This window comes from Amycolatopsis nalaikhensis (assembly GCF_030264295.1).
Classification (GTDB): Bacteria; Actinomycetota; Actinomycetes; order Mycobacteriales; family Pseudonocardiaceae; genus Amycolatopsis; species Amycolatopsis nalaikhensis.
In genome coordinates, this window is the sequence record NZ_CP127173.1 from 146,284 (window position 1) to 168,128 (window position 21,845).

General features: G+C 71.4%; 22 protein-coding genes and 1 pseudogene. 14 read left to right on the plus strand and 9 right to left on the minus strand.

The window, feature by feature from the left end; translation table 11 throughout:
* Positions 1–27: 27 nt before the first annotated feature.
* The 4 genes from QP939_RS00740 to QP939_RS00755 all read right to left on the minus strand — a co-directional run bounded on the left by QP939_RS00740 (position 28) and on the right by QP939_RS00755 (position 5,313).
* Positions 28–1,686 (minus strand): peptide ABC transporter substrate-binding protein, encoded by a 1,659-nt coding sequence (locus tag QP939_RS00740; protein ID WP_285454500.1) that lies wholly within the window; start codon positions 1,684–1,686, stop codon positions 28–30.
* Positions 1,687–1,716: 30 nt separating this feature from the next.
* Entirely contained in the window at positions 1,717–2,913 is a 1,197-nt protein-coding gene (locus QP939_RS00745) for an acyl-CoA dehydrogenase family protein (protein ID WP_285454501.1), read from the minus strand.
* Positions 2,914–3,097: 184 nt separating this feature from the next.
* Positions 3,098–3,916 (minus strand): isocitrate lyase/PEP mutase family protein, encoded by an 819-nt coding sequence (locus tag QP939_RS00750; RefSeq protein ID WP_285454502.1) that lies wholly within the window; start codon positions 3,914–3,916, stop codon positions 3,098–3,100.
* 17 nt (positions 3,917–3,933) lie between these two features.
* Positions 3,934–5,313 carry an AlkA N-terminal domain-containing protein gene (locus tag QP939_RS00755; RefSeq protein ID WP_285454504.1) on the minus strand — a complete coding sequence of 460 codons (1,380 nt, stop codon included), beginning with the start codon at positions 5,311–5,313 and terminating at the stop codon, positions 3,934–3,936.
* A gap of 181 nt (positions 5,314–5,494) precedes the next feature.
* On the opposite strand from QP939_RS00755, the gene QP939_RS00760 reads away from it, so the two are divergent.
* The 6 genes from QP939_RS00760 (at position 5,495) to QP939_RS00785 (ending at position 10,862) form a co-directional block, all read left to right on the plus strand.
* On the plus strand, positions 5,495–5,791 hold the full coding sequence (locus QP939_RS00760; protein WP_285454505.1) for a putative quinol monooxygenase: 297 nt from the start codon (positions 5,495–5,497) through the stop codon (positions 5,789–5,791).
* Between the two features lie 225 nt (positions 5,792–6,016).
* Positions 6,017–7,231, plus strand: coding sequence for an MFS transporter (locus QP939_RS00765; protein ID WP_285454507.1), 1,215 nt, complete (start codon positions 6,017–6,019; stop codon positions 7,229–7,231).
* Positions 7,232–7,528: 297 nt separating this feature from the next.
* Positions 7,529–8,854, plus strand: coding sequence for a helix-turn-helix domain-containing protein (locus QP939_RS00770; protein WP_285454509.1), 1,326 nt, complete (start codon positions 7,529–7,531; stop codon positions 8,852–8,854).
* 187 nt (positions 8,855–9,041) lie between these two features.
* On the plus strand, positions 9,042–9,626 hold the full coding sequence (locus QP939_RS00775) for a hypothetical protein (RefSeq protein WP_285454510.1): 585 nt from the start codon (positions 9,042–9,044) through the stop codon (positions 9,624–9,626).
* Positions 9,627–9,770: 144 nt separating this feature from the next.
* Positions 9,771–9,917 (plus strand): hypothetical protein, encoded by a 147-nt coding sequence (locus QP939_RS00780; protein ID WP_285454511.1) that lies wholly within the window; start codon positions 9,771–9,773, stop codon positions 9,915–9,917.
* Between the two features lie 93 nt (positions 9,918–10,010).
* Positions 10,011–10,862, plus strand: a complete 852-nt coding sequence (locus QP939_RS00785) for a dimethylarginine dimethylaminohydrolase family protein (RefSeq protein WP_285454512.1) — start codon at positions 10,011–10,013, stop codon at positions 10,860–10,862.
* Between the two features lie 24 nt (positions 10,863–10,886).
* On the opposite strand, the gene QP939_RS00790 is transcribed toward QP939_RS00785, so the two are convergent.
* Entirely contained in the window at positions 10,887–11,441 is a 555-nt protein-coding gene (locus QP939_RS00790; RefSeq protein WP_285454513.1) for a TetR/AcrR family transcriptional regulator, read from the minus strand.
* Positions 11,442–11,521: 80 nt separating this feature from the next.
* Between QP939_RS00790 and QP939_RS00795 the strand changes: the two genes are divergently transcribed.
* Entirely contained in the window at positions 11,522–12,259 is a 738-nt protein-coding gene (locus QP939_RS00795; protein WP_285454514.1) for an SDR family oxidoreductase, read from the plus strand.
* 71 nt (positions 12,260–12,330) lie between these two features.
* Positions 12,331–13,218, plus strand: coding sequence for a dioxygenase family protein (locus QP939_RS00800; protein WP_285454515.1), 888 nt, complete (start codon positions 12,331–12,333; stop codon positions 13,216–13,218).
* Here QP939_RS00800 and QP939_RS00805 read toward each other — a convergent pair.
* A pseudogene (locus tag QP939_RS00805) lies at positions 13,219–14,249 on the minus strand (ferritin-like domain-containing protein). It abuts the gene before it with no gap.
* A gap of 153 nt (positions 14,250–14,402) precedes the next feature.
* On the opposite strand from QP939_RS00805, the gene QP939_RS00810 reads away from it, so the two are divergent.
* The 4 genes from QP939_RS00810 to QP939_RS00825 are packed head-to-tail and all read left to right on the plus strand — an operon-like array spanning position 14,403 to position 18,152.
* The gene (locus QP939_RS00810; protein ID WP_285454516.1) at positions 14,403–15,161 is read left to right on the plus strand and encodes an SDR family oxidoreductase; all 759 of its coding nucleotides are present in this window, start codon (positions 14,403–14,405) and stop codon (positions 15,159–15,161) included.
* A gap of 2 nt (positions 15,162–15,163) precedes the next feature.
* A complete protein-coding gene (locus QP939_RS00815) occupies positions 15,164–16,891 on the plus strand; it encodes an L-aspartate oxidase (RefSeq protein ID WP_285454517.1) in 1,728 nt (575 codons plus the stop codon).
* Complete coding sequence (locus QP939_RS00820; protein WP_285454518.1) at positions 16,888–17,787, plus strand: RNA polymerase sigma-70 factor; 900 nt, start codon at positions 16,888–16,890, stop codon at positions 17,785–17,787. Before QP939_RS00815 ends, QP939_RS00820 begins: the two co-directional genes overlap by 4 nt.
* Complete coding sequence (locus QP939_RS00825) at positions 17,784–18,152, plus strand: sigma-70 family RNA polymerase sigma factor family protein (protein ID WP_285454519.1); 369 nt, start codon at positions 17,784–17,786, stop codon at positions 18,150–18,152. The genes QP939_RS00820 and QP939_RS00825 overlap by 4 nt, the downstream gene beginning before the upstream one ends.
* Positions 18,153–18,186: 34 nt before the next feature.
* On the opposite strand, the gene QP939_RS00830 is transcribed toward QP939_RS00825, so the two are convergent.
* On the minus strand, positions 18,187–18,555 hold the full coding sequence (locus QP939_RS00830; RefSeq protein ID WP_285454521.1) for a cupin domain-containing protein: 369 nt from the start codon (positions 18,553–18,555) through the stop codon (positions 18,187–18,189).
* Positions 18,556–18,673: 118 nt separating this feature from the next.
* Positions 18,674–19,660, minus strand: a complete 987-nt coding sequence (locus tag QP939_RS00835) for an NADP-dependent oxidoreductase (protein ID WP_285454523.1) — start codon at positions 19,658–19,660, stop codon at positions 18,674–18,676.
* A 261-nt stretch (positions 19,661–19,921) separates the two neighbouring features.
* Here QP939_RS00835 and QP939_RS00840 point away from each other — a divergent pair, with 261 nt between their 5' ends.
* Positions 19,922–20,524 (plus strand): TetR/AcrR family transcriptional regulator, encoded by a 603-nt coding sequence (locus tag QP939_RS00840; protein WP_285454524.1) that lies wholly within the window; start codon positions 19,922–19,924, stop codon positions 20,522–20,524.
* Positions 20,525–20,560: 36 nt separating this feature from the next.
* On the opposite strand, the gene QP939_RS00845 is transcribed toward QP939_RS00840, so the two are convergent.
* Positions 20,561–20,800 (minus strand): hypothetical protein, encoded by a 240-nt coding sequence (locus tag QP939_RS00845; protein WP_285454526.1) that lies wholly within the window; start codon positions 20,798–20,800, stop codon positions 20,561–20,563.
* Between the two features lie 477 nt (positions 20,801–21,277).
* Here QP939_RS00845 and QP939_RS00850 point away from each other — a divergent pair, with 477 nt between their 5' ends.
* A complete protein-coding gene (locus QP939_RS00850) occupies positions 21,278–21,790 on the plus strand; it encodes a helix-turn-helix transcriptional regulator (RefSeq protein WP_285454527.1) in 513 nt (170 codons plus the stop codon).
* Positions 21,791–21,845 lie beyond the last annotated feature (55 nt).

Genomic DNA, 21,845 nt, shown 5'->3' on the forward strand with positions numbered 1-21,845 from the left:
CCGGGTCGCGGCGCGCCGCACGCGGGACTACTTGCTGACGGTCACGCTGAAGAGGTCGAGCTCGCGGAACTGGGTCGGCTGGACGTTGTGCAGGCGGGGCGCCCACGCCGCGGTGCCGGACTGCCACCAGATCGGGATGGTCGGCATGTCCTGCAGGACGAGCTTTTCGGCCTGCTGGTAGAGCGCCTGGCCCTGCTGCTGCGACGGCGCGGCGTCGGCCTGCTTGAGCAGCTCGTCGACCTTGGGGTTCGAGTACTGCCCGACGTTCGAGGCGGCCCCGGTGCGGAACAGCGGGTTGAGGAAGTTCTCGATCGACGGGTAGTCCGCGACCCACGCCGAGCGGTAGATGCCGGTCACCGTGCGGTTGTTGAGCTGCTTGCGGAAGTCGCCCAGCGTCGTCTGCGGGGTGAACTTGCAGGTGCGGCCCAGCGACGCCTGGATCTGGCGGCAGATGACCTCCATCCACTCCTGGTTGCCGGAGTCGATGTTCGACGTCAGTTCGATGTCGCCCTGGAAACCCGAGGCGTCGAACAGCTGCTTGGCCTTCTGCGGGGAGTAGGTGCACAGCTCGCCGCACTGGTTGTCGAGGTGACCCTGGACGTTCGGGGCGACCAGGCCGTCGGCCGGGGTGCGGCCGCCGTTGAAGACCTGCTGGATCAGGGCCTTCCGGTCGATGGCCATCGAGATCGCCTGCCGGAACTGCGGGCTGTCGTAGCGCTTGTCGAACAGCGGGAACGCGATGGCCTGGTAGCCGAGGTAGGTGTAGGTCTTGCGCCGGTCGTCGGGCAGGTCCTTCTTGATCTTGCCGCCCTGGGTCGACGTCCACGGCGTGAACGACAGGAAGTCGAGCTTGTTGGCGAGGACGTCGGCGTAGGCCTGGTCGAGGTCGGTGTAGAAGCGGAAGTCGATGCCGCCGATGTTCACCTTCTGCGTGCCGGCGTAACCGTCGAAACGCTTGACGAGCAGGTCCTTGCCCGCCGTGTAGGAGGCGAACCGGAACGGGCCGTTGCCGACCGGGTGGGCCTCGAACGCCTTGCGGTCGGCGAAGAAGCTCGCGGGCAGCGGGAAGAACGCCGCGTAGCCGAGCTGCACGCCGAACTCCGAGAACGGCGCGTCGAGCGTCACGGTGAACGTCTTGTCGTCGACGACCTTCAGGCCCGACAGCTCCTTGGCGGCGGGCAGCGCCGCGGGCTGCTTGCCGTCCGCGGTCGCGTTGTTCACCCGCGCGAAGCCCTCGACGTGCGAGAAGTAGCTCGCCCCGGCCATCAGGTTCGGCGAGTACGCGGTGTAGTTCCACGCGTCGACGAAGCTCTTCGCGGTGACCGCCGTGCCGTCGTGGAACGTCCAGCCCGGCTTGAGCTTGATGGTCCACGTCTTCGAGTCGGTCGTGCTGATCGAGTCGGCGACGGCGTTGCGCGGCGCGGCCGTCTTGCCGTCGTACTCGATGAGCCCGCGGAAGAGCGTGCCCAGCACGCTGATCCCGCCGACCTCGGTGGTGTTGCCCGGGACCAGCGGGTTGGACGGCTCGGTCTCGCTGTAGCTGATGACGGCGTCGCGGTCGATGTTCGCGGCGGGCGCGGCGGCGCCGTCCGGGGTCGGGGCGGTGGTGCCGCCCGGGGCGGTGCACGCGCTGAGCGTCACGGCCAGCACGGCGGCCGCGCACACGGCGGCCTTGAGCTTCTTCATGGGTGACTTCCTTCGGTGGGTGGGGGAAACTCAGCGCCGGGCCGCGGTGATCCCGAGCGCCAGCGGGAACGCGGGGCGGCCACCGAGCAGGTGGGCGCCGGCGGTCTGCAGGATCCGGTCCTGCGCCACGATGTGCTGGCACATCGTCGTGGTGTCGCGCAGCCAGCGGTCCAGCGGCGAGGGCCGGTAGATCGCGGTGGTCTGCACCAGGTCGTAGAGCCGGGTGACGATCGAGCGGGCGGTGCGGAACGCGTGCCGCCGCGAAAGGGGCAGCGCAGCGCGTTCCCGTGCGGTCAGGTCGTCGAGGGTGCCGCCCGCGGACAGGACTTCGTGCTGGCGGCGCAGAGCTCCGTAGACCCCTTCGCGGGTCGCGGCGAAGTCGCCTTCACACTCGGCGATGGTGGTCTGCGTGCGGTAGTCGTCCTCGCGGCCGGCGGCGACGGCGGCGTCGGTGGCGTGGTCGAGGGCGGCGCGGGCGACGCCGAGCGCGACGCCCGGCATGTTCCGCATGTGCACCTCGGGCTGGGCCAGCGGGCCCGAGCCGCCGCGGACCTCGGCGAAGGTCAGCGTGTGCGCCGCGGGCACGAACACGTCGGTGATCGTGTAGTCGCAGCTGCCGCTGCCCGCGAGCCCGGTGGTGTGCCACGTGTCGAGGACTTCGACGTCGGCCTTGGGCACCATGAGCAGGATCGAGTCGTGCGGCGACCCGTCGGCACCGGGTTCGGGTTTGCCGTCGCGGTAGAGGAACGCGCCGGAGACCACCCAGTCGGCGTGCGTGACGCCGCTGCCGAACTGCCAGCGGCCGGTGAGGCGGTAGCCGCCGGGCACGATTTCCGCGCGGCCGTTGGGGAACAGCAGCCCCGCGGTCGCCATGTCCAGGCTGGGGAACATCTCCTCGGCGACGGCCGGGTCCAGGAACGACGCGTACAGGCCGGTGTCCGACCCGATCATCGCGCACCAGCCCGCGCCGGCGTCGCCGTAGGCGAGGGCTTCGATCACTTCGGTCTGCTCGGCGGAGGTGAGCTCGGGGCCGCCGCGGTCGCGGGAGAAGCCCATCCGGAACACGCCGGTGTCCCGGAGCAGCTCGACCACGTCCGCGGGCAGCCGCCGGGCCCGTTCGATCTCTTCGGCGCGGTCGCGGAGCACGGGGGCGAGTGCCCGAGCCCGGGCGAGAATGTCCGCGGCGGTACCGGGCGGGCGCACTGGCAACGGCTCGACGACGGTCATCACATCACTTCCTTGCGGGTCTACTCGCGGATCGCGGAGTCGGTCCGGCCGCGTGGAAGTGATTCAAGCCATCGGTTTAATTGATGGAAACCATTGTCCGCCAAGGAAAATCAAAGGGCGCGGAAAATGAAGTAGACAGGCCGTGGCGGACCCGGGTCCGCCACGGCCTGTCTCCCGGGGTGGTTCAGCGGGTCACGGCGCTGTTGACCGCGCCGAAGTCGAGCCCGCCTTCGAGCGCGGTGTAGCTCCCGTGCGCCAGCAGTTCCTTCGCCGCGCGCTCGGCGACGGCGTAGGCCGACTGGGCGATCGCCGTTCCGACGCTCACCCGCCGCACGCCGACCGCCTCCAGCTCCGCCACGGTCGGGGCGCCCGGCCACACCATGACGTTGACCGGCAACGGGCTTTCTTTGACGAGCGTGGCCAGCACCTCGAGGTCGATCAGGCCCGGCACGAAGAGGCTGTCCGCGCCCGCGTCGGCATAGGCCTTCGCCCGCGCGACGACGTCGTCGAAGCGGCCCTCGGGCTCGCCGATGCCGAACAGGAAGACGTCGGTGCGGATGTTGACCCACAACTCGGGCAGCCCGGCTGCCGTCGCCGCGTCGCGGGCCGCGCGGACCCGCTCGGCCTGGGCCGGGACGTCGTACAGCGGCCCGCCGGGCGCGGTCGAGTCCTCCAGGTTGATCCCGACGGCACCGGCTTCGACGATCGCCGTCACGGTCGCGGCGACGTCGTCGTAGCCGCCCTCGATGTCGGCGGTCACCGGCACGTCGACCACGCGCACGATCCGATCGACGAGCGTGGCCATCTCCGCGCGCGTCAGGCCGTGGCCGTCGGGGCGGCCCGCCGACCAGGCGACCCCGCCGCTCGTCGTGGCGATCGCCGCGGCACCGGCGCGCGCGATGATCGCCGCGCTGGCGGCGTCCCAGGCGTTCGGCAGCACCAGCGTGCTCTCTTCGTGCAGGGCGCGCAGCTTCACCGCGCGCGCTCGCTGGGCACTGTCCATGGGTTCTCCTCCGGTTTTCAAGCGGCCAGCGCGGGTACGCCGGCGGCGATCAGGTGGGACGCGGCGAACGCGCGCCACGGGTGCCAGGCGGCCGCCAGCTGCGCGCTGTCGTCGAGGATGCCGTTCGCCAGCAACGTCGTGCACAGCGTCCGGTCGGCGGCCGGGAAGGCGTCCGGGTGGCCCAGCCGCAACGCGATCTGCTGCGCGGTGCTCTGCTCAATCCCGGGCAACGCGGTCAGGGCGGCGGTGAAGTCGGCCAGGCTGACTCCGGGGTCGAGCAGCGATGCGTCCTCGGCCACCGCGCCGGCGAAGCCCTGCAGGGTCCGGGCGGTCGCCGCGGGCAGCGCCGAGAGATCGGCCCGCGCGAGCGTCTCGGCCGACGGGAAGAGGTGGGTGAGGCCGTGCTCGAGGCCGGGCACCGGCTGCCCGGCCGTCGTCACGAGCGCGGCCAGCTGCCGCCGGACGCGGTCACGGGCCGACCGCTGGCTCAGCACGGCTTCCACCGCGACCTCGAAGTGGCCCCACGCGCCGGGCACCCGCAGCCCGGGACGTTCCCGCAGCAGCGGCCCGAGCACCGGATCGTCGGCGAGCGCGGTCTCGGCCGGCGCCGTGTCGGCGTCGACGCCGAACATGCGCCCGACGCGGTCGACGATGTGGATCAGGCCTTCCCAGAACGGCATGTGCGCGGTCAGCAGCAGGTGGTCGTCCCCGCCGCGGGACACCTCGATGACCCCGGCCTCGCCGTCGAGACTGACCGTGCGGCGGTAGACGCCGTCGCGCACCGACTCGACACCCGGCACCGCGCGCTCGGCCAGGAACGTGCTGAGCGCCTCCCAGTGCAACGGCGGTGCGAACGGCAGCCGCAGCACCAGGCCGCCGTCCGCGGCGAGCCGGTCGGCCTTGCGGCGCCGGTTGCGCAGCTCGACCGGCGACGCGCGGAAGACCAGCTTCATGTCCCGGTTGAACTGGCGGAGGCTGCCGAACCCGGAGGCGAACGCGACGTCGGCGACGGTCAGGTCCGAGTCGTCGAGCAGGCGGCGCGCGAAGTGGGCGCGCCGGGAGCGGGCGAGCTGGTCCGGCGTCACGCCGAGGTGGTCGTGGAAGAGCCGGCGCAGGTGCCGCGGCGACACCGCCAGCCGCTGGCCCAGCGCCGCCTCGGTGCCGGTGTCCAGCGCCCCGGCGATGATCAGCTGCACCGCGCGGCAGACGAGGTCGGGCGCGTCGGCGCCGACCGGGCCCGCCACCCGGTACGGGCGGCAGCGCAGGCACGCGCGGAACCCCGCCGCCTCGGCCTCGGCGGCCAGCTCGAAGGTCCGCACGTTCTCGGCGAGCGGCTTCGCCCCGCACCCGGGACGACAGTAGATACCGGTCGTGACCACGGCCGAAAAAGTCGTCATGCCCCAGGTGTAGGCGATCGGGTGCGGCGGGCGCTAGCCAGATCCGGACATGACCGCGGCAGGTGCGCACCTGGCGAGAAGACGTGTCCGGATCTGGCCGGACGTCGCCGGGGACGCCCGGCAGGGTGGGTCCCGACCGGCGGCGCGCCGAGCGCGCACCGCACTACAGAGAGGTTTCCCCATGCTGGCGAAGGTGTTCCCGATCCCCCTCAAGCCGGGCAAGCAGGCCGAGGCCGAGCGGCTCGTCCACGAGTTCGCGCCGCTCGGCCCCGGGCAGGAGGACGGCACCGTGTCCTTCCGCGTCTACCGCGACCCCGCCAAGCCGGACTACCTGCTGTTCGTCGAGCACTTCGCCGACCAGGCCGCCTACGACGCCCACACCGGTTCCGCCGCGTACCGGGAACTGATCTCGGGCCGGTTCGCCGACTTGATCACGGAATTCGTGGAAATCGACCACGAGCTGGTCGTCAGCCACTGATTTCCGCGAAACCGGCCGGATGCAGCAACGGCTGCGTCCGGCCGGGCGCGGGTATCACCGATTCCGCGACAACCGCGTCACTCTCCGAACTGTGACGTGCCCCGAATTGATTTTCCGGCGGGGACAACTCTCCCGGTCAACCGGCCAGGCCGCTGCAATGGAGAAGCGGGCACCGGCGAATCACGGTGCCGCGCTCCCTTTCGCAAGCCACCTGGAGGCTCGGCCGTGACCACCACCGAAAAACCCGCCGGCGTACTGGCCGTGCTGCGCCGGACGCCGACGCCGGTGCGCTCCCTGCTCGGCGGAGTGCTCGTCAACCAGCTCGGCGCGTTCGTGCAGACGTTCATGGTGCTGTACCTGGTCTTCCGCGGGTTCTCCGCCGGACAGGCCGGGATCGCCATCGCCGCCTACAGCGTCGGCTCGGTGCTCGGCGGCCTGGCGGGCGGGGAGCTGGTGCACCGCATCGGCCCGCGCGCCACCATCGTCACGGCCATGTTCGGCTCGGCCGCGGTCCTCGCCGTCGTCCCGCTGTTCGCCCGCCCCGGGATGCTCGTCCCGCTGGCCGCCGCGCTGCTGCTCGCCGGGCTCGCGACCCAGAGCTACCGGCCCGCCGCGGCCGTCCTGCTCAGCGAACTGATGCCCGACAGCGACCGCGTGATGGGCTTTTCGATGATGCGGATCGCCCTCAACCTCGGCGCGGCGCTCAGCCCGCTGGTCGCGGCCGGGCTGATCCTCCTCGACTGGAACCTCCTGCTGTGGTTCGACGCGGCGACCGCGTTGCTCTACGCGGTGCTGGCGATCCGGCTGCTGCCCGACCACCGCGTCGAGCGGGAAGCCCCGGCCGAGGGCCGCACGCGCGGCGCGTACGCGACCCTGGTGCGGGACGGGCGGTTCTGGTTCTTCCTGGCCTCGGTGCTGATCGGGTCGGTCATCTACGTCCAGTACACCGTCGCGCTGCCGCTGAAGATCAGCGCCGAAGGCCACCCGACCTGGCTCTACAGCGCCGTGCTCGTGACCGCGTCGGCCGTGCTCATCCTGTGCGAGCTGAAGATCACCGCCTACGTCACGCGCTGGCCGGGCCACGTCGCCGCCACCGCGGGCACGGTGCTGATGGGCCTCGGCGTCGCCGGCTTCGGGCTCAGCGGCGGTTCGGCCGTCGCGCTCGTCGTGTGCACGGTGGTGTTCGTCTTCGGGATCATGGTCAACGGGCCGACGATGTTCGCCTACCCGTCGACGTTCCCCGCGCCCGTCAAAGCCCGCTACATCAGTGCCCACCAGGCGACTTTCGGCCTGGGCATGGCACTCGGCCCGCTGTTCGGCGTCGCCGCGTGGGTCGCGCTGGGCAACGGCGTCTGGTGGCTCTGCGGCGCGCTCGGCCTGGTGGCGGCGTTGTGCGCGCTGCTCGGGATGACCGCACCCAGGCCCCGCCCCGCCGCCTGACCGCCCCAGCCCGCCGGCCGGCCGTGCTGAAGGGGACGTTGCTCTCGTCTGACGCGCTGAAGGGTCCTTTCCTCGCACCTCGTGGGAGGAAAGGACCCTTCAGCCCGCGTCGGCCGGACCGCCCCACCCGTGGCCGGTCGAGCTTTTTCCACGATTCACTCCAGTGCCGTAAATAAGCACCCTGAATTGATCGACAATGCGTCATAAATGCAACCCGAACGGGGCAACGAGACCGCCATGCAGCGGAAGAGGCACCCGCCGGAATCAGCGACGCTGAGTGAGTGAGGGGAGTCAACCATGGGCAGACCGGAAAAACCCGTCAACAGCTCCGGCGGCGTCGCCACCCAGTTCGCGCGCGAATTGCGTGAGCTGCGCGCGCGGGCCGGAAACCCGACCTACCGGGAAATGGCCCGATCGGCCATGTTCTCGTCGTCGGTGCTCTCCAGTGACGCCAGCGGCAACCGGATGCCGTCCCTGCAGGTGACACTGGCGTTCGTCGCCGCGTGCGGGGGCGACGACGAGGCGTGGCGAAGGCACTGGCACGCCGCCACGAGCGGCTATGCGCAGCCCTCCCCGCCGGGAGGGCGCCCGCGAAGACCGTCGCTGTTCCAGCGGCGAGGTGGGGCACCGCCGCACCAGCTGCCGCCGCGGCCACGGGGGTTCACCGGGCGGCTGACCGAACTGGCGTGGCTGCGCGCCCCCGGCGACACGCCGCGGGTGATCAGCGGACCGGCCGGGGTCGGCAAGAGCGACCTCGTGTTGTTCCACGCCCACGCCATCGCCGCGGAAATGACCGACGGGCAGCTCTACGCCGACCTCGGGGGCCTGCGCCACGGCGGCGGGGTCCGCCCGACCCCCGAGGCCGCCGACGTCCTCGACGGCTTCCTGCGCGCCCTCGGCGTCGGCGAGGACCAGCTCGCCGGCACGCTCGACCACCGCGCCGGGCTCTACCGCACGCTCCTGGCCGAACGACGGCTCCTGGTGCTGCTCGACAACGTCCAAGACGAACACCAGGTGCGGCCCCTGCTCGGCGAGACGACCACGAGCACGACCCTGCTCGTCAGCCGCAAGCGCCTGCTGGGCCTGCGCGACGTCGAGCGGTTGCAGCTGACACCGTTGTCGCGCGGCGATTCGATCGCGATGATCACCGCGGCGCTGCCACAGCTGGCCACCACCGCGGGCCACGACTGCGACCGGCTCGCCGAGCTGTGCGGCGACCTACCGCTCGCGCTCGACCTCGCGGTCCGCAAGATCGCTTCGCGGCCCCGGCTGACGCTGCGGCGGGTCGTCGAGGAGTGGCGCCTGAACCGCAACACCGTCGACTGGCTGTGCGTCGGCGACCTGTCCCTGCGGCAGTCGCTGGAGTCCGCCTACCGCACGTTGAGCCCGCCCGCGCGCGAGCTGCTGGCCGAGCTGGCCCGCTCCCCGGACGGCGCGCTGGACTGCCTGCCCGCGGACCAGGAAGAGCTGGCCGAGGAAATCGCCGACGCGGGTCTGCTCACCCACGGCGACCCGTACCTCGACGGGCACGGCCTGCCGCCGCCCGTGCGCGACTTCGTGCTCGGCGTCGTCGAGCCCCGCGGACACGACTTCTCGGCCATGGCCGGGCCCGTGTCCGCCTGACGCTCTCGACGGGACGGTTCCGGCAATGACGCCACCGTCCCGTTTTTGCTGCCCGCAAACGGTTTTTCGCGGTTCCGCGTCTCCCCGGCTGCGGGTTTTTGATTGTCCTTTCCGGACAAGGGTCCCAGCCAACCGCGCGATCACCTGTAATCAGCGGAGAACCCGGTTTTCGCTGGAAGGACAGGACATGCTCGACAACGGCACCCCCGTACGGATCCCGGAACCCGAACGGCCGTCGCGCGTGGTGACGAAGCCGAGCGATTTCCGACCCTACCCGGCGCTGCTCACGATGGCTGCTTCGATCATGCTGCTCCTGGGCGCGTTCTGGCTGTCGAGCCGGCTGCGCCCGAGCCCGCTGTGGCACGACATCGCGTTGTTCACCCACCTCGCCTCGCTCGTCGTGGGGCTCGGCGCGGTGCTCGTCGCCGACTGGTTCTTCGCGCTGTGGGCGTTCCGGCGCACGACGTTCGCCGAAGCCGTGCGCAGTTCGTCGCGGCTGCACCTGCTGGTGTGGGCCGGGTTGACCGGGCTCGTCGCGAGCGGCGCGCTGCTCGAGGCCGACCTCGGCTCCCCCGCGACCGTCGTGAAGCTCGGGCTCGTGGCCGCCCTGACCGTCAACGGCGTGCACGTCATGGGGCTGGGCAAGCGGATGTCGGGCGTCGAGGGCCCGGTGCCGGCGGGCCTGCTGATCCGCGGCGGCCTCGCCACCGCGGTGTCGCAGCTGTGCTGGTGGGGCGCGGTCGTCATCGGCTTCCTGAACGCGAACCGCTGACGGGAACCGCCACCGTGTCCCTCCTCGCTGCCGCCGCCGCGGCGAAGCTGTCCGGATTTGGCCAGACGCGTGACCGCGCGCCCCGGCACCCTGATGTCCCCCGGCCCGCGAATCCGGCCGGGGAAAAGAGGAAATGGAGAACCGATGATCAGCAAAATGGTGCGCGCGGTGTCCGCGGCGCTGCGCCCGGTCCGGTCGGCCACCGACGTCGCCCAGCGCCTGGACGCGGCCCGCTCGCGGCCGGACTACCTCATGACGATCGAGCTGTTCCGCCTGCGCGGCCTGGGCTGAGCGGGCCCGCTCGATTCGCCGCGGTCCACGGCCGGGCGCCCCCACCGCCGCGGGTGCCCCGCCGTCCCGCCCGCTCCGACGAATCGAGTGACCATGACCAGCACCGTCTCCCTCGCGGACCCGTCCGGCGCCGGTGAAGCCCCGGCTTCCCACCGCAGGCTGCTGATGTGCCCGCCGAAGTACTTCCGGATCGACTACGAGATCAACCCGTACATGCACGTCGGCGTCCAGCCCGACCTCGACGCCGCGATCGCCGAGCACGAGGCGATCGTCGAGGCGCACCTCGCGGCGGGCCGCAAGGTGGAGTTCGTCGACGCGGACCCGGCGTGCCCCGACATGACCTACACCGCGAACGCGGCCGTCGTCCGCGGGAACCGCGCGGTGCTCGCCACGCTCCCGCCGGAGCGCGCCGCGGAGACCCCGCACCACCGGACGTGGTTGCGGGACAACGGTTTCGAGGTGGCGGAGACGCGTTACGCGTTCAGCGGCCAGGGAGACGCGCTCGCGTGTGGCGACCTCCTGCTGGCGGCGCACGGCCAGCGCACCGACGCCCGGGCGTTCCGCACGCTGGCCCGGCACCTGGACTGCGAGGTCGTCGGCCTGCGCACAACCAGTGCCCGCTGGTACGACCTCGACCTGGCGGTGGCGGTCGTCCACCCGGGCGCGGTGCTGGCGTACAACCCCGAGGCGCTGGACGCCCCGAGCCTGCGCACGCTGCGGGGCCTCGGCATGGAGCTGATCGAGGTGGCACCGGAGGAAGCGGCGGCGTTCGCGTTGAACCTGATCAGCGACGGCCGCACGGTGACGATGACGAGCGGCGCCCCGCGCCTGGCGGCGGACTTGCGGTCATCGGGCTTGACGGTGGTGGAGCTGGAGACGCAGGAGTTGCGCAAGGGCGGCGGCGGAGTCCGCTGCACGGCGTTAACGCTGGACAACCCGGCCTGACGGGCGTTTCGCTCCGCGGGCGGTTCAGCGCCCGCGGAGCCCGGCCAGTGCGAAGCCGAACACCCGCCGACGCTGGGCTTCGTCGACGTACTCGACGGCGCACACCCCGGAGATCAGCCGCAGCACGTCGTCGATCGTCGCCTCGGGGCGGGCCGCGCCTGCCTCCTGCGCGCGGCGCAGCAGCGGCTCGCCCGCTTCGCGCATCGCCCGGCGGCAGGCCTGGAACCCTTCGGTGGTGCGGTTGAGCGCCTCGGAGAAGGCCTGTTTGGTGCCGATGTACTCGGCGAAGCGCTCGAGCCAGGCGGCGAACGCTTCCCACGGCTCGAGGTCCGCGACGTCGTCGGCCGCCCGGCACAGGGCTTCGACCTCGTCGCGGTGCACCTCCGCGACGAGGTCCTCCCGCGTGGGGAAGTTCCGGTAGAGCGTCGCGATGCTCACCCCGGCGCGGCGCGCGACGTCCTCCAGCGAGACGTGCGCCCCCTGGTCGGCGAAGGCATCCCGCGCGGCGGCGACCAGCGCGTCGAAGTTGCGCCGGGCGTCGGCGCGCTTCGGCCGACGGCTCGGCAGCTCCAGCACCATCTCGCCTCCGACATTGACAAGCGTAGGAACCCTACGGTTAAAGTGTAGGGGTACTTTCACTTCTCATCATACGGAGCACCATGCCGACGGAAACCATCGCGCTGGTCACCGGCGCCAACAAGGGCGTCGGCCTCGCCACGGCCCGGCAGCTGGCCGAACGCGGCCTCACCGTGCTGCTCGGCGCCCGGGACACCGAAAAGGGCGAGCAGGCGGCGAAAGAGCTGGCGCAGGACGGCCTCACGGTCCGGCCAGTGCGCATCGACATCACCGACGAGGCGTCCGTGCGCGAGGCCGCCGCGCTGATCGAGCGGGACTTCGGCCGCCTCGACGTGCTGGTCAACAACGCCGGAACGCTCATCCGCAAACCGGCGGTGACGGTGACGGCCGAGGACATGCGACCGGAGTTCGAGACCAACGTGTTCGGGCTGGTCCGCGTGATCCACGCGATGCTGCCGCTGCTGCGCGCGTCGCGCTCGGCCCGGATCGTGAACGTGGCCAGCAACTCGGCGGTGTTCGCCAAGGCGACGGAGCCGGGCTCGATGTTCGCGCGGTCCCACGACTCGTTCGTCTACTCGGCGACGAAGGCCGCGGTGAACATGCTGACGGTCAAGTACGCCAACGCGTTCCTCGACGACCCGGAACTGGCGCACATCAAGGTCAACGCGGTGACACCCGGCTACGTGGCGACGGACCTGAACGACTTCCAGGGGGTGCGCACGCCGGACGAAGGGGCCCGCGCGTCGGTGCACTGGGCGACGGTGGGCGACGACGCCCCGACGGGCCGCTTCTTCGACGACGAAGGCCCGGTGCCCTGGTGAGGGGTGCATAAGGGACATTTCCACAGCGCGCTCACAGCGGTCGCACACGTTGTCGCGGCAGAGTTCGGGTCATGAGCGAACCTGAACTGACGTACGAAGGCCGCCCGCTGCCCCGGCCGCGCGACGAGGTCGTGGACCAGGGTCTGGGCTTCGACATCGAGACGTTGTTGAACCGCCGCCGGGCGTTGCGGTTCCTGGGCCTGGGCGCGGCAGGGGCCGTCCTGACGGCGTGCGGAACTTCGCCGACTTCCTCGACGTCGTCTTCGGCCACTTCGAACGAGATCCCGGACGAGACGGCGGGCCCGTACCCGGGCGACGGGTCGAACGGCCCGGACGTGCTGGAGCAGAGCGGAGTGGTGCGCAGCGACCTCCGCACCAGCTTCGGCACGGGCAGCGGCACGGCCGAGGGCGTCCCGATGACGCTGGAGCTGGTGATCGCGGACCTGGCCAAGGGCGGTTCCCCGTTCGCCGGGGTGGCGGTGTACGTGTGGCACTGCAACCGCGCGGGCCAGTATTCCCTGTATTCGCAAGGAATCGAGAACGAGAACTACCTGCGCGGCGTCCAGCTGGCGGACACCTCGGGCCGAGTCCGGTTCACGAGCGTGTTCCCCGCCTGCTACGACGGCCGCTGGCCGCACATCCACTTCGAGGTGTACCCGGACCAGGCGAGCATCACGGACTCGGCGAAGGCGATAGCGACGTCCCAGGTGGCGCTGCCGCAGAACGTGTGCGAGACGGTGTACGCGGAATCAGGGTACGAGCAGTCGCAACCGAACCTGAAGAAGGTGAGTTTGAGCAGCGACAACGTATTCGGCGACGACAGCGGGGCGCGGCAGCTGGCCACGGTGACGGGAGACGTGAAGAGCGGGTACACGGTGACGCTGAACGTCGGCGTGGACACGACGACGACGCCGTCCGCGGGCGCACCCCCGAACGGCGGGCCGCCGCCGTCTCGCTGATCAGTTCCGCCGCTCCGGCGGCACGTACTCGAAGGTCGGCCCGGCGGTCGTCGTCCCGTCACCACTGGGCATCTTCATCAACGCGACCGCCTGCTTCCGCAGCCCGAACATCGTGCCGACGGCGTCCTTCAGCTGCCCCGGCTCGCCGGTGAACGCCTGTTCCAGCTGGTACAGCAAAAGGCTGTACGTCTGGTTGAACTCCTCCTGCGCCACGCGCACCGGGCTCCCCTCCGGGTAGTCGGCGGTACGCGGGTTCGGCCGCATCGGCAGCACGCCGTCGAAGTCGACCTCGATCTCCTCGCCGGTCGGGCCGGAGGCGGGCGTGTCGCCGGTCCGGTAACGGCGGCCGAGCCGCAGCTCCTGGAACCGGTAGTAGTGCGCGACTTCCTCGCGCTCGGGGTGGAACACATCGCGGTCCCCGTCCCACACGTCGGTGCGGGCCGCGCCTTCGCCCTGCTCGACGATCTCCGCCAGGGCCGCCGACGCCGTCTTCAGGTCGTGGACCGCGATGACCTCGCCGCCGCCGCCCCGCAGGTGGAACGCGCCGACCTGCCGCTTCGGGTCGCCGGTGAACACCGCGTCCTCGCCGAGCTTGTCGCACAGCGCGCGCAGGCCCGCCTCGATGGCCGCGTAGAACTGCCCGATCGTCCGGTACTCCTCGCCCTCCGGCGGGTCGTCCGCCGACGCGGGCTGTTCGATGCGCAGGAACAGCTCCAAGGCTTCCGGGCCGAACGGGACCAGCTGGACGTGCACCGACCGGTCGCCGTGCGGCAGCGGGTGCGGGTACGGCGGCAGGGCTCCGGCGTGTCCAGCCTCGGCTCCCCGCCGACGGCGTTGAGCAGGTTCGCGGCCAGCGCCAGGTGCAGCATCTCCTCGGCGAGCACGGTGCCGACCACCTGCGCCGGCTCGGGGTTGCGGGCCGCGTCCAGCGAATACAGCGCGCACAGGTACGGGGGGATCGTCGCGTGCTCGAGCTCGATCGCCCACTGCAGGTGGCGGCGGAGATCGTCCACGGTGTCGATGGTGGCCATGGTCCTACCTCGGTTCGTCGGTCCGGTGTCGGCAGTCGAGACAAGGCACCGCCGCCGCTTGTGACACGGCGCTGTCACAAACCGGGCGCCCGTCCTGTCTGTACTGCCGACCGACGTTCCCGGACGGGCCGGGACGCAGACGGAAGGCACAGCATGAAGATCGTCGTGATCGGCGGCAGCGGGCTGATCGGCTCGAAGCTCGTCGGCAAGCTGCGTGACCACGGGCACGTCGCGGTCCCCGCGTCCCCCGATTCGGGGGTCAACACCCTCACCGGCGAAGGCCTGGCCGAGGTGCTGGACGGCGCGCAGGTCGTCGTCGACGTCTCGAACTCGCCCTCGTTCGCCGACGACGCCGTCCTGGACTTCTTCCGCACCTCCACCGGAAACCTTCTCGACGCCGGAAAGCGGGCGGGCGTGGGGCACCACGTGGCGCTGTCGGTGGTCGGCACCGAGCGGCTCGCCGAGAGCGGGTACTTCCGCGCGAAGATCGCGCAGGAGCAGCTCGTCAGGGAGTCGGGACGGCCGTACTCGATCGTGCACGCGACGCAGTTCTTCGAGTTCGTCGGGAGCATCGCCCAGGCGGCGACCGAGGGCACGACCGTGCGCCTGTCCGACGCCCTGATCCAGCCGATCGCGGCCGAAGACGTGGCCGCCGCCGTCGGCCGCACCGCCGTCGGGGAACCGGTCGGCGGCGTCGTCGAGGTGGCCGGGCCCGAGCGGTTCGGCCTCGACGAGCTGATCCGCCGGGGACTGGCGTTCCGCGGCGACCCGCGCGAGGTCGTCACCGACCGGGGTGCGCGCTACTTCGGTGCCCTGCTGGAGAAGGACACGCTCCTGCCGGGTCCCGGCGCGCGGCTGGCCGGCACCCGGTTCGCCGACTGGCTGCCCCTCAACCCGCCGCCGGCGAAGTGACGATGGCCGGCGAACGCACGATCGCGACGTCCGTCCTCGTCATCGGAACCGGCGGGGGCGGGCTGCGCGCCGCCATCGAACTGGCCGAACGCGGCGTCGACGTGCTCGCGGTCGGCAAGCGGCCGAAGGCGGACGCGCACACCACGCTCGCCGCGGGCGGCATCAACGCGGCGCTCGCGACAGTGGACCCGGAAGACTCCTGGCAGCAGCACGCGGCGGACACGCTCAAGGAGAGCTACCTCCTGGCGGATCCCGAGACCGTGCGGATCGTGACCGAGAACGCGGCCAGGGGCATCGAAGACCTCGAGCGCTACGGGATGCCGTTCGCGCGCGAGGCCGACGGCAAGATCTCCCAGCGGTTCTTCGGCGCCCACACCTACCGCCGGACCGCGTTCGCCGGGGACTACACCGGCCTGGAGATCCAGCGCACACTGGTGAACCGGGCGGCGCAGCTCGACATCCCGGTGCTGGACACGGTGTACGTCACGCGGATCCTCGTGCGGGACAACGTCGTCTTCGGCGCCTACGGGTTCGACCTGCGCGACGGAACGCGGTACGTGATCCACGCCGACGCCGTCATCCTCGCGGCCGGCGGGCACACCCGCATCTGGCGCCGCACCTCGTCGCGCCGCGACGAGAACACCGGCGACTCCTTCCGGCTCGCCGTGCTGGCCGGTGGCCGGATCCGGGACGCCGAGCTCGTCCAGTTCCACCCTTCGGGGCTCATCGCGCCGGAGAACGCCGCGGGCACGCTCGTCTCGGAGGCGGCCCGCGGCGAAGGCGGCGTGCTGCGCAACGCGCTCGGCGAGCGGTTCATGGCCCGGTACGACGCGGACCGGATGGAACTGTCCACTCGCGACAGAGTGGCGCTGGCGGCGTACACCGAGATCAAGCAGGGCCGCGGGACGCCGGGCGGCGGCGTGTGGCTGGACGTCTCCCACCTCCCCCGCGAGACGATCATGCGGCGCCTGCCGAGGGTCTACCAGACCCTGCTGGAGCTCCAGATGCTCGACATCACCCAGGACCCGATCGAGATCGCGCCGACCGCGCACTACTCGATGGGCGGCGTCTGGGTGCGTCCGGAGGACCACGGCACCGGCGTCGAGGGCCTGTACGCCCTCGGCGAGGCGGCGAGCGGCCTGCACGGCGCGAACCGGCTCGGCGGGAACTCGCTGATCGAGCTGCTGGTCTACGGCCGGATCGTCGGCGAGGCGGCCGCCCGTCATTCGCGCGAGCTGACCGCGCAACGGCGGTCGCCGTCGGCCACGGCGGAAGCGCGGGCGGAAGTCGACGCGCTGCTGGCGGCCGACGGCCCGGAGAACGTGCGCGCCCTGCAACGCACCTTGCGGAACACGATGACCGAGCACGCGGGCGTGGTCCGCGACGAGGCGGGCCTGCGCGCCGGTCTGTCCGAACTGGACGAACTGGCCGAACGGATGCGCGACGTCGGCGTGCATCCCGATACGGCGGGGTTCCAGGACCTGGCGCACGCGTTCGACCTCGAGGCCGCGGCGCTGGCCGCGCGGGCCACGCTCGAATCGGCGCTCGAACGCCGGGAGACGCGGGGCTGCCACAACCGCGCGGACTATCCCGAGCTCGACGAGGCGTCGCGGGTGAACCTCGTCTGGTCCGGGCCCGGGCAGGTCGTGCGCGAAGCCCTTCCGCCGATCCCGGACGAGATCGCGGCGCTCATGCGCGAGGTGTCGACCGCGGGCAAGCTGGTCGAATGACCGGCGGCGCGGACGATCTCGAGGCGGCCGCGGCGGCCTTCACGAGCGCGCGGCCGCGCCTGTTCGGCATCGCGTACCGGATGCTCGGCAGCGTCACCGAGGCCGAGGACCTGGTGCAGGAGGTGTGGCTGCGGTGGCAGGCGTACGACCGGTCCACCGTGGCCGCCCCGGCGGCGTTCCTGGCGACGACGACCACCCGGCTGGCGATCAACGTCCTCCAGTCGGCGCGCGTCCGGCGTGAGACCTACATCGGGCCGTGGCTGCCCGAGCCGGTCGACACGAGCGCGGACCCGTACCTGGGCGCCGAACGCGGCGAGGCGCTGGAGTTCGCGGCCCTGCTGCTGATGGAGAAGCTGACGCCCGGCGAGCGCGCGGCTTACGTGCTGCGGGAGGCCTTCGACTACGGCTACGCGCAGATCGCCGAAGTGCTGTCCTCGACCGAACCCGCGGTGCGGCAGCTGGTCAGCCGGGCGCGCAAGCACCTGGCGAGCGAGCGACGCGCCCCGGTGCCCGCGGCCGAGCAGCGGAAGCTGCTGACGACGTTCGTCGCGGCGGCCCGGTCCGGCGACATGGCGGCGCTGGAGCGGCTGTTCAGCCCGGACGTGACGGTCCTGTCCGACGGCAACGGGCGCAAGGGCGTCGCCCGCAGGCCCATCGTGGGCTCGGCCCGGGTGGTGAAGTTCCTGCGGGCGATCTCCACGTGGTTCTGGGACGACGTCGCGGTGCGCTGGGCCCGGATCAACGGCCGGACCGCCGCCGTGCTGCGGCAGAACGGCGACGTCTACGGCCTGCTGACGATCAGCGCGTCGGCCGAAGGCATCGAGCAGGTGCTGTGGCTGGTCAACCCGGAGAAGAACCGGGCGGTGGTCACGGACCGGCGGCCCACCCGGTCATGACCCACGACCGGCATGACGAGGTAGTGCGCCGGTTCGCGGCGGCGTGCCGACGCCGGGACGGCAGGGCACTGGCGGCGCTCCTCGGCACCGACGCGGTGGCCACGTGCGACGGCGGTGGCTTGGTGCCCGGCCCGGAGAAGCCGGTGCGCGGCGCGGAGGAGGTCGCCCGGCTGGTGCTCGCGACGCTGGGCGGGCGAGCGGACACGGAGCTGGCGGTCGAGTCGGTCAACGGCCGCTCCGGGCTGGCGGTGCGCCGGTTTTCCCGTGCGGTAGCGGTGGTCGGCGTCGAGACGGCGGGAGGCGAGATCACGGCGCTCTGGATCGTGCTCAACCCGGCCAAGCTGGGCGGCTGGCACCGGAGGTGAGCGGGGGCCCGCCCGGCGGACGGGCCCCCGGCCGTCACGTCCGCGACCAGCCCTTGGCCCGCAGTTCGTCCTCGCTCACGAGATCGACCATCGGCTTGCCGGGTTCGCAGAGCATGGTGACGGTGAACCGCACGGGGACATCGTCGCGGTTGTTGCCGTCCTGGTAGTGGATGACATCCCCACCGGGCTCCCAGAAGGCCTCCCCGGCCCGCACCACCCGCGGCGGCGCGCCTTCGAGCTCGAACACCATCTCGCCCTCCAGCACATAGCCGAAGGCCGGTCCGGGGTGCCGGTGCGGCGGGGTGCCGGGATCACCGGGCGGGTACTCGATGACGATGGTCATCGCGTGCGCCCCCTCGGGCACGAACGGCGGAGCCACCTCTTGCAGCACGGTCAGCGCCATGAAAAGACCTCCTCGGTCGACGGGTGTGCCAGCTGAGACCGGACAGCGGCCCGAGTTGTGACACGCGGTCGTCGCGCCGTGGCAGGAGGTTTTCGTCAGCGGCCCGGCCAGGGAGCGATCAGCGGCTCCGGGTCCTACCGTCCCCCTGGAGTTCGATGACGACCTTCCCGTGCACGTGCCGCCCGGCCTGGAGTTCCACCGCGGCGCGGATCCGCTCGACCGGAAAGCTCGCCGCGATCGGCACCCGGAGCCGGCCCGCCGCGACCAGGCCCGCGATCTCCGCCACCTCACCCCGGGTCGCGTTGGCGCCGTTCGCCGACGTGATCCCGTCCATCAGGCCGGCGATGAGGGTGATGCGCTCGTCCGGCACGCCGAGTGCGCGTGCCGCCCGCACCGTGTCCGTCCCGTGCAGATCCAGGGCCGCGGTGACTCCGCCGGGAGCGAGCGCACGAACCCGGTCGACCAGGCCGTCGCCGTAGGCAACCGGCTCGGCCCCCAGCGCGCGCAGGGCACCGGCCGAGGACGCCGACCCCGTCCCGATCACCCGGGCACCCGCCAGCCGCGCGAGCTGGACGGCGAACACGCCCACCCCGCCGCCCGCGCCGCCGATGAGCACCGTGTCGCCCGGTCCCGGCTTGACCACGGCCAACGCCGCGGCCGCCGTCCGCCCCGCGATGGCCAGGGTCGCGGCGGTGCGATCGTCGAGACCGTCCGGGGTCCGGTGCGCCTCGCCGCCCACCGCGATGGTCCCCGCCACGTCCACCACGACGTAGTCGGCGACCGCGCGGGAGAGGGCGCCACCGAACACCCGGTCGCCGGCCGCGAACTCGCGCACGCCGTCCCCGACCTGATCCACCACGCCGGCGTAGTCGGTGCCGAACCCGCACGGCAGGCTCAATCCGAACCGCGCGGCGGTCTCCGCGTCGGAGGTCATGAACCAGTCCATCGGGTTCAGTCCGGCCGCGGTGACGCACACGCGGAGCTGCCCCGGGCCGGCCTGCGGAACGGGCACTTCGTGGACGCGCAAGGCCTCCGGTCCGCCGAACGCCTCGAACCGGACCGCCCGGCCCGTGGTCGCCGCCGTGGTGACGGTCGGTTCAGTCATGCTCACTCTGCCTCCTGCGGCGGCTCGCGAAGCACCGTAAACGGACTACGCTTCGGTTAGTCACTTCAAGCTAGCACAAGTGGAGCGCGATCCGTTTTGACGACCGCGGAGATCCGCCGATCGGGGACGTCCGGCGGGGCTGGCGCGATCGACGCCCGGCGGCCGAACCGCGCCCTCCCGGCGCGGACGTCCCAGCCCACCGTAAACGGACTATGCTTCGTTTACGCGAGTGACCCGAGCACAAGTGGAGCGTGAACCGTTTTGGCCGACGCAGAGCCCCGCCGACCGCGCGCGGACGCCACCCGCAACCGCCGGCAGCTGCTGGACGTGGCGACCCGCATGTTCGCCGCGGCCGAGGACGAGCCGTCGATGCGCGCGATCGCCCACGAAGCCGGGGTCGGCATCGCCACGCTCTACCGGCACTTCCCCACGCGCGAGTCCCTGGTGGACGCGGTCTACCGGGACCAGGTCTCGCGGTTGACCGCCGGTGCCCGGGAGCTGCTGGCCCGGTTCGACCCGCCCGCGGCACTGCGACGCTGGATGGACCTGTTCGGCGAGTGGATCGCGACCAAGAACGGAATGCTCGACACGCTGCTCGCGATGGTCGAGTCGGGCGAGATCGCCCACGCCGACACCCGGACCGAGCTGCTCGCGGCCATCGACGACATCCTCGAAGCCGGCCGCGCGAGCGGGGAACTGCGGGCCGACGTCCCCGCCGAAGACATCGCTGCCGCACTCATCGGCATCTTCACCGTGACGGGCGCACCCCGGCACCAGGCCATGGCCGCCCGGCTGCTGAACCTCCTGATGGACGGGCTCCGGCCGTGCGCCTGCGGCCCATCGACGGGGACTGAGCGGGAGTGAGAGACGGTCGGCGGTACGGCACGGCTCGCCGGATGTTCAGCGATCGAGCCACGGAGCGAGCAGCTTCTCCAGATCGGCATCCGAAAGGGCCCGAGGCCCACCGTGGAATTCGTGCCACCGCGCGGCGTCGCAGGCCGCCGCGTACTCGACCTCGAACGCCCGCATCAGCACGTACATGAACGTCACCGAGCTGAACCGCTCGCCCAGCAACGTCCGCGCTTCGCGGGCGACGTCCGTCGCACCACCTGCGCTCCAGCTGGTCAGCAACCAAGCCATGGGATGGATTGAGTTATGGGCCGACGTGCGGACGCTCGCCCCAGACCCGCGGGTTGACACGACCAGCGAGCGTGGAGTCTGTTGTCACCGCAGGTAGCAACCACTCCCCCGCCCTGGGTCACACTGCGGGTGAGCCAGGACCGATTCGGGGCTCAGATGACCAGCACTCGAGCGTGACTGCTGCAGCAGACCCCAGCCTGGTCAGAGCCGGGTTGCGCCGACCGTGTCCGGCGCACTCCCCGGCCCCGTCTCGGCCTGATACATGACTGCCTGACCACCCTATGAAACCGGTCACCGCAAGACGACACCACAGGCAGCCACAACACTCTTATATGACTCTGACCTGCAACTTCCGCCGTCATACACCCAGAACCGTCAGGTACAGGCCTCCAAAGACATCGGCCATGCTCAACGATGGAAGACAAGCCGCTCCCTCGCAGGTTATCCTTTCGGATAAGTGACCAAGGAGGTGCCGCGATGACGAACTTGCTACTGGAAGCCCGCCAGGCGGCCGGCCTGCGCCAAGAGGAACTAGCAGACCGCGCACAGACATCCAACACGGCGATATCCGCCTACGAACATGGTCACAAGTCACCGACCTTAGAGACAGCAGGCAGGGTGCTCGCAGCGGCCGGGTTCGAGCTGACCACCCGACCTCGCGTGACGTTTTCTGAGGTCAAGACCTCGCGCGGCCGGACGATCACAGTGCCTTCTGTGTTGCCGCGACTGAGCGTCCGGGAAGCATTGGCCAGCGTAACTCTGCCGTTGCATCTGAACTGGTCCGCTCCAGGCCGCACCTTCCACCTGCGGGATCGACGTGAGCGGGCATGGGTCTACGAGATCGTGCTCCGCGAAGGCGGGCATGAAGACATCCTGACCTACATTGACGGCGCTTTGCTGGTTGATCTGTGGGACGAGATGGTGCTGCCGAGGGACATCCGCGAAGCCTGGCAACCGGTGGTCACTGAAGCTGGTGAGGTCGCTGCGTAGTGCCTGATCCAGATCCCAACGAGAAGCTCTACAGCTCTCACCCAGTTCCAGCTGC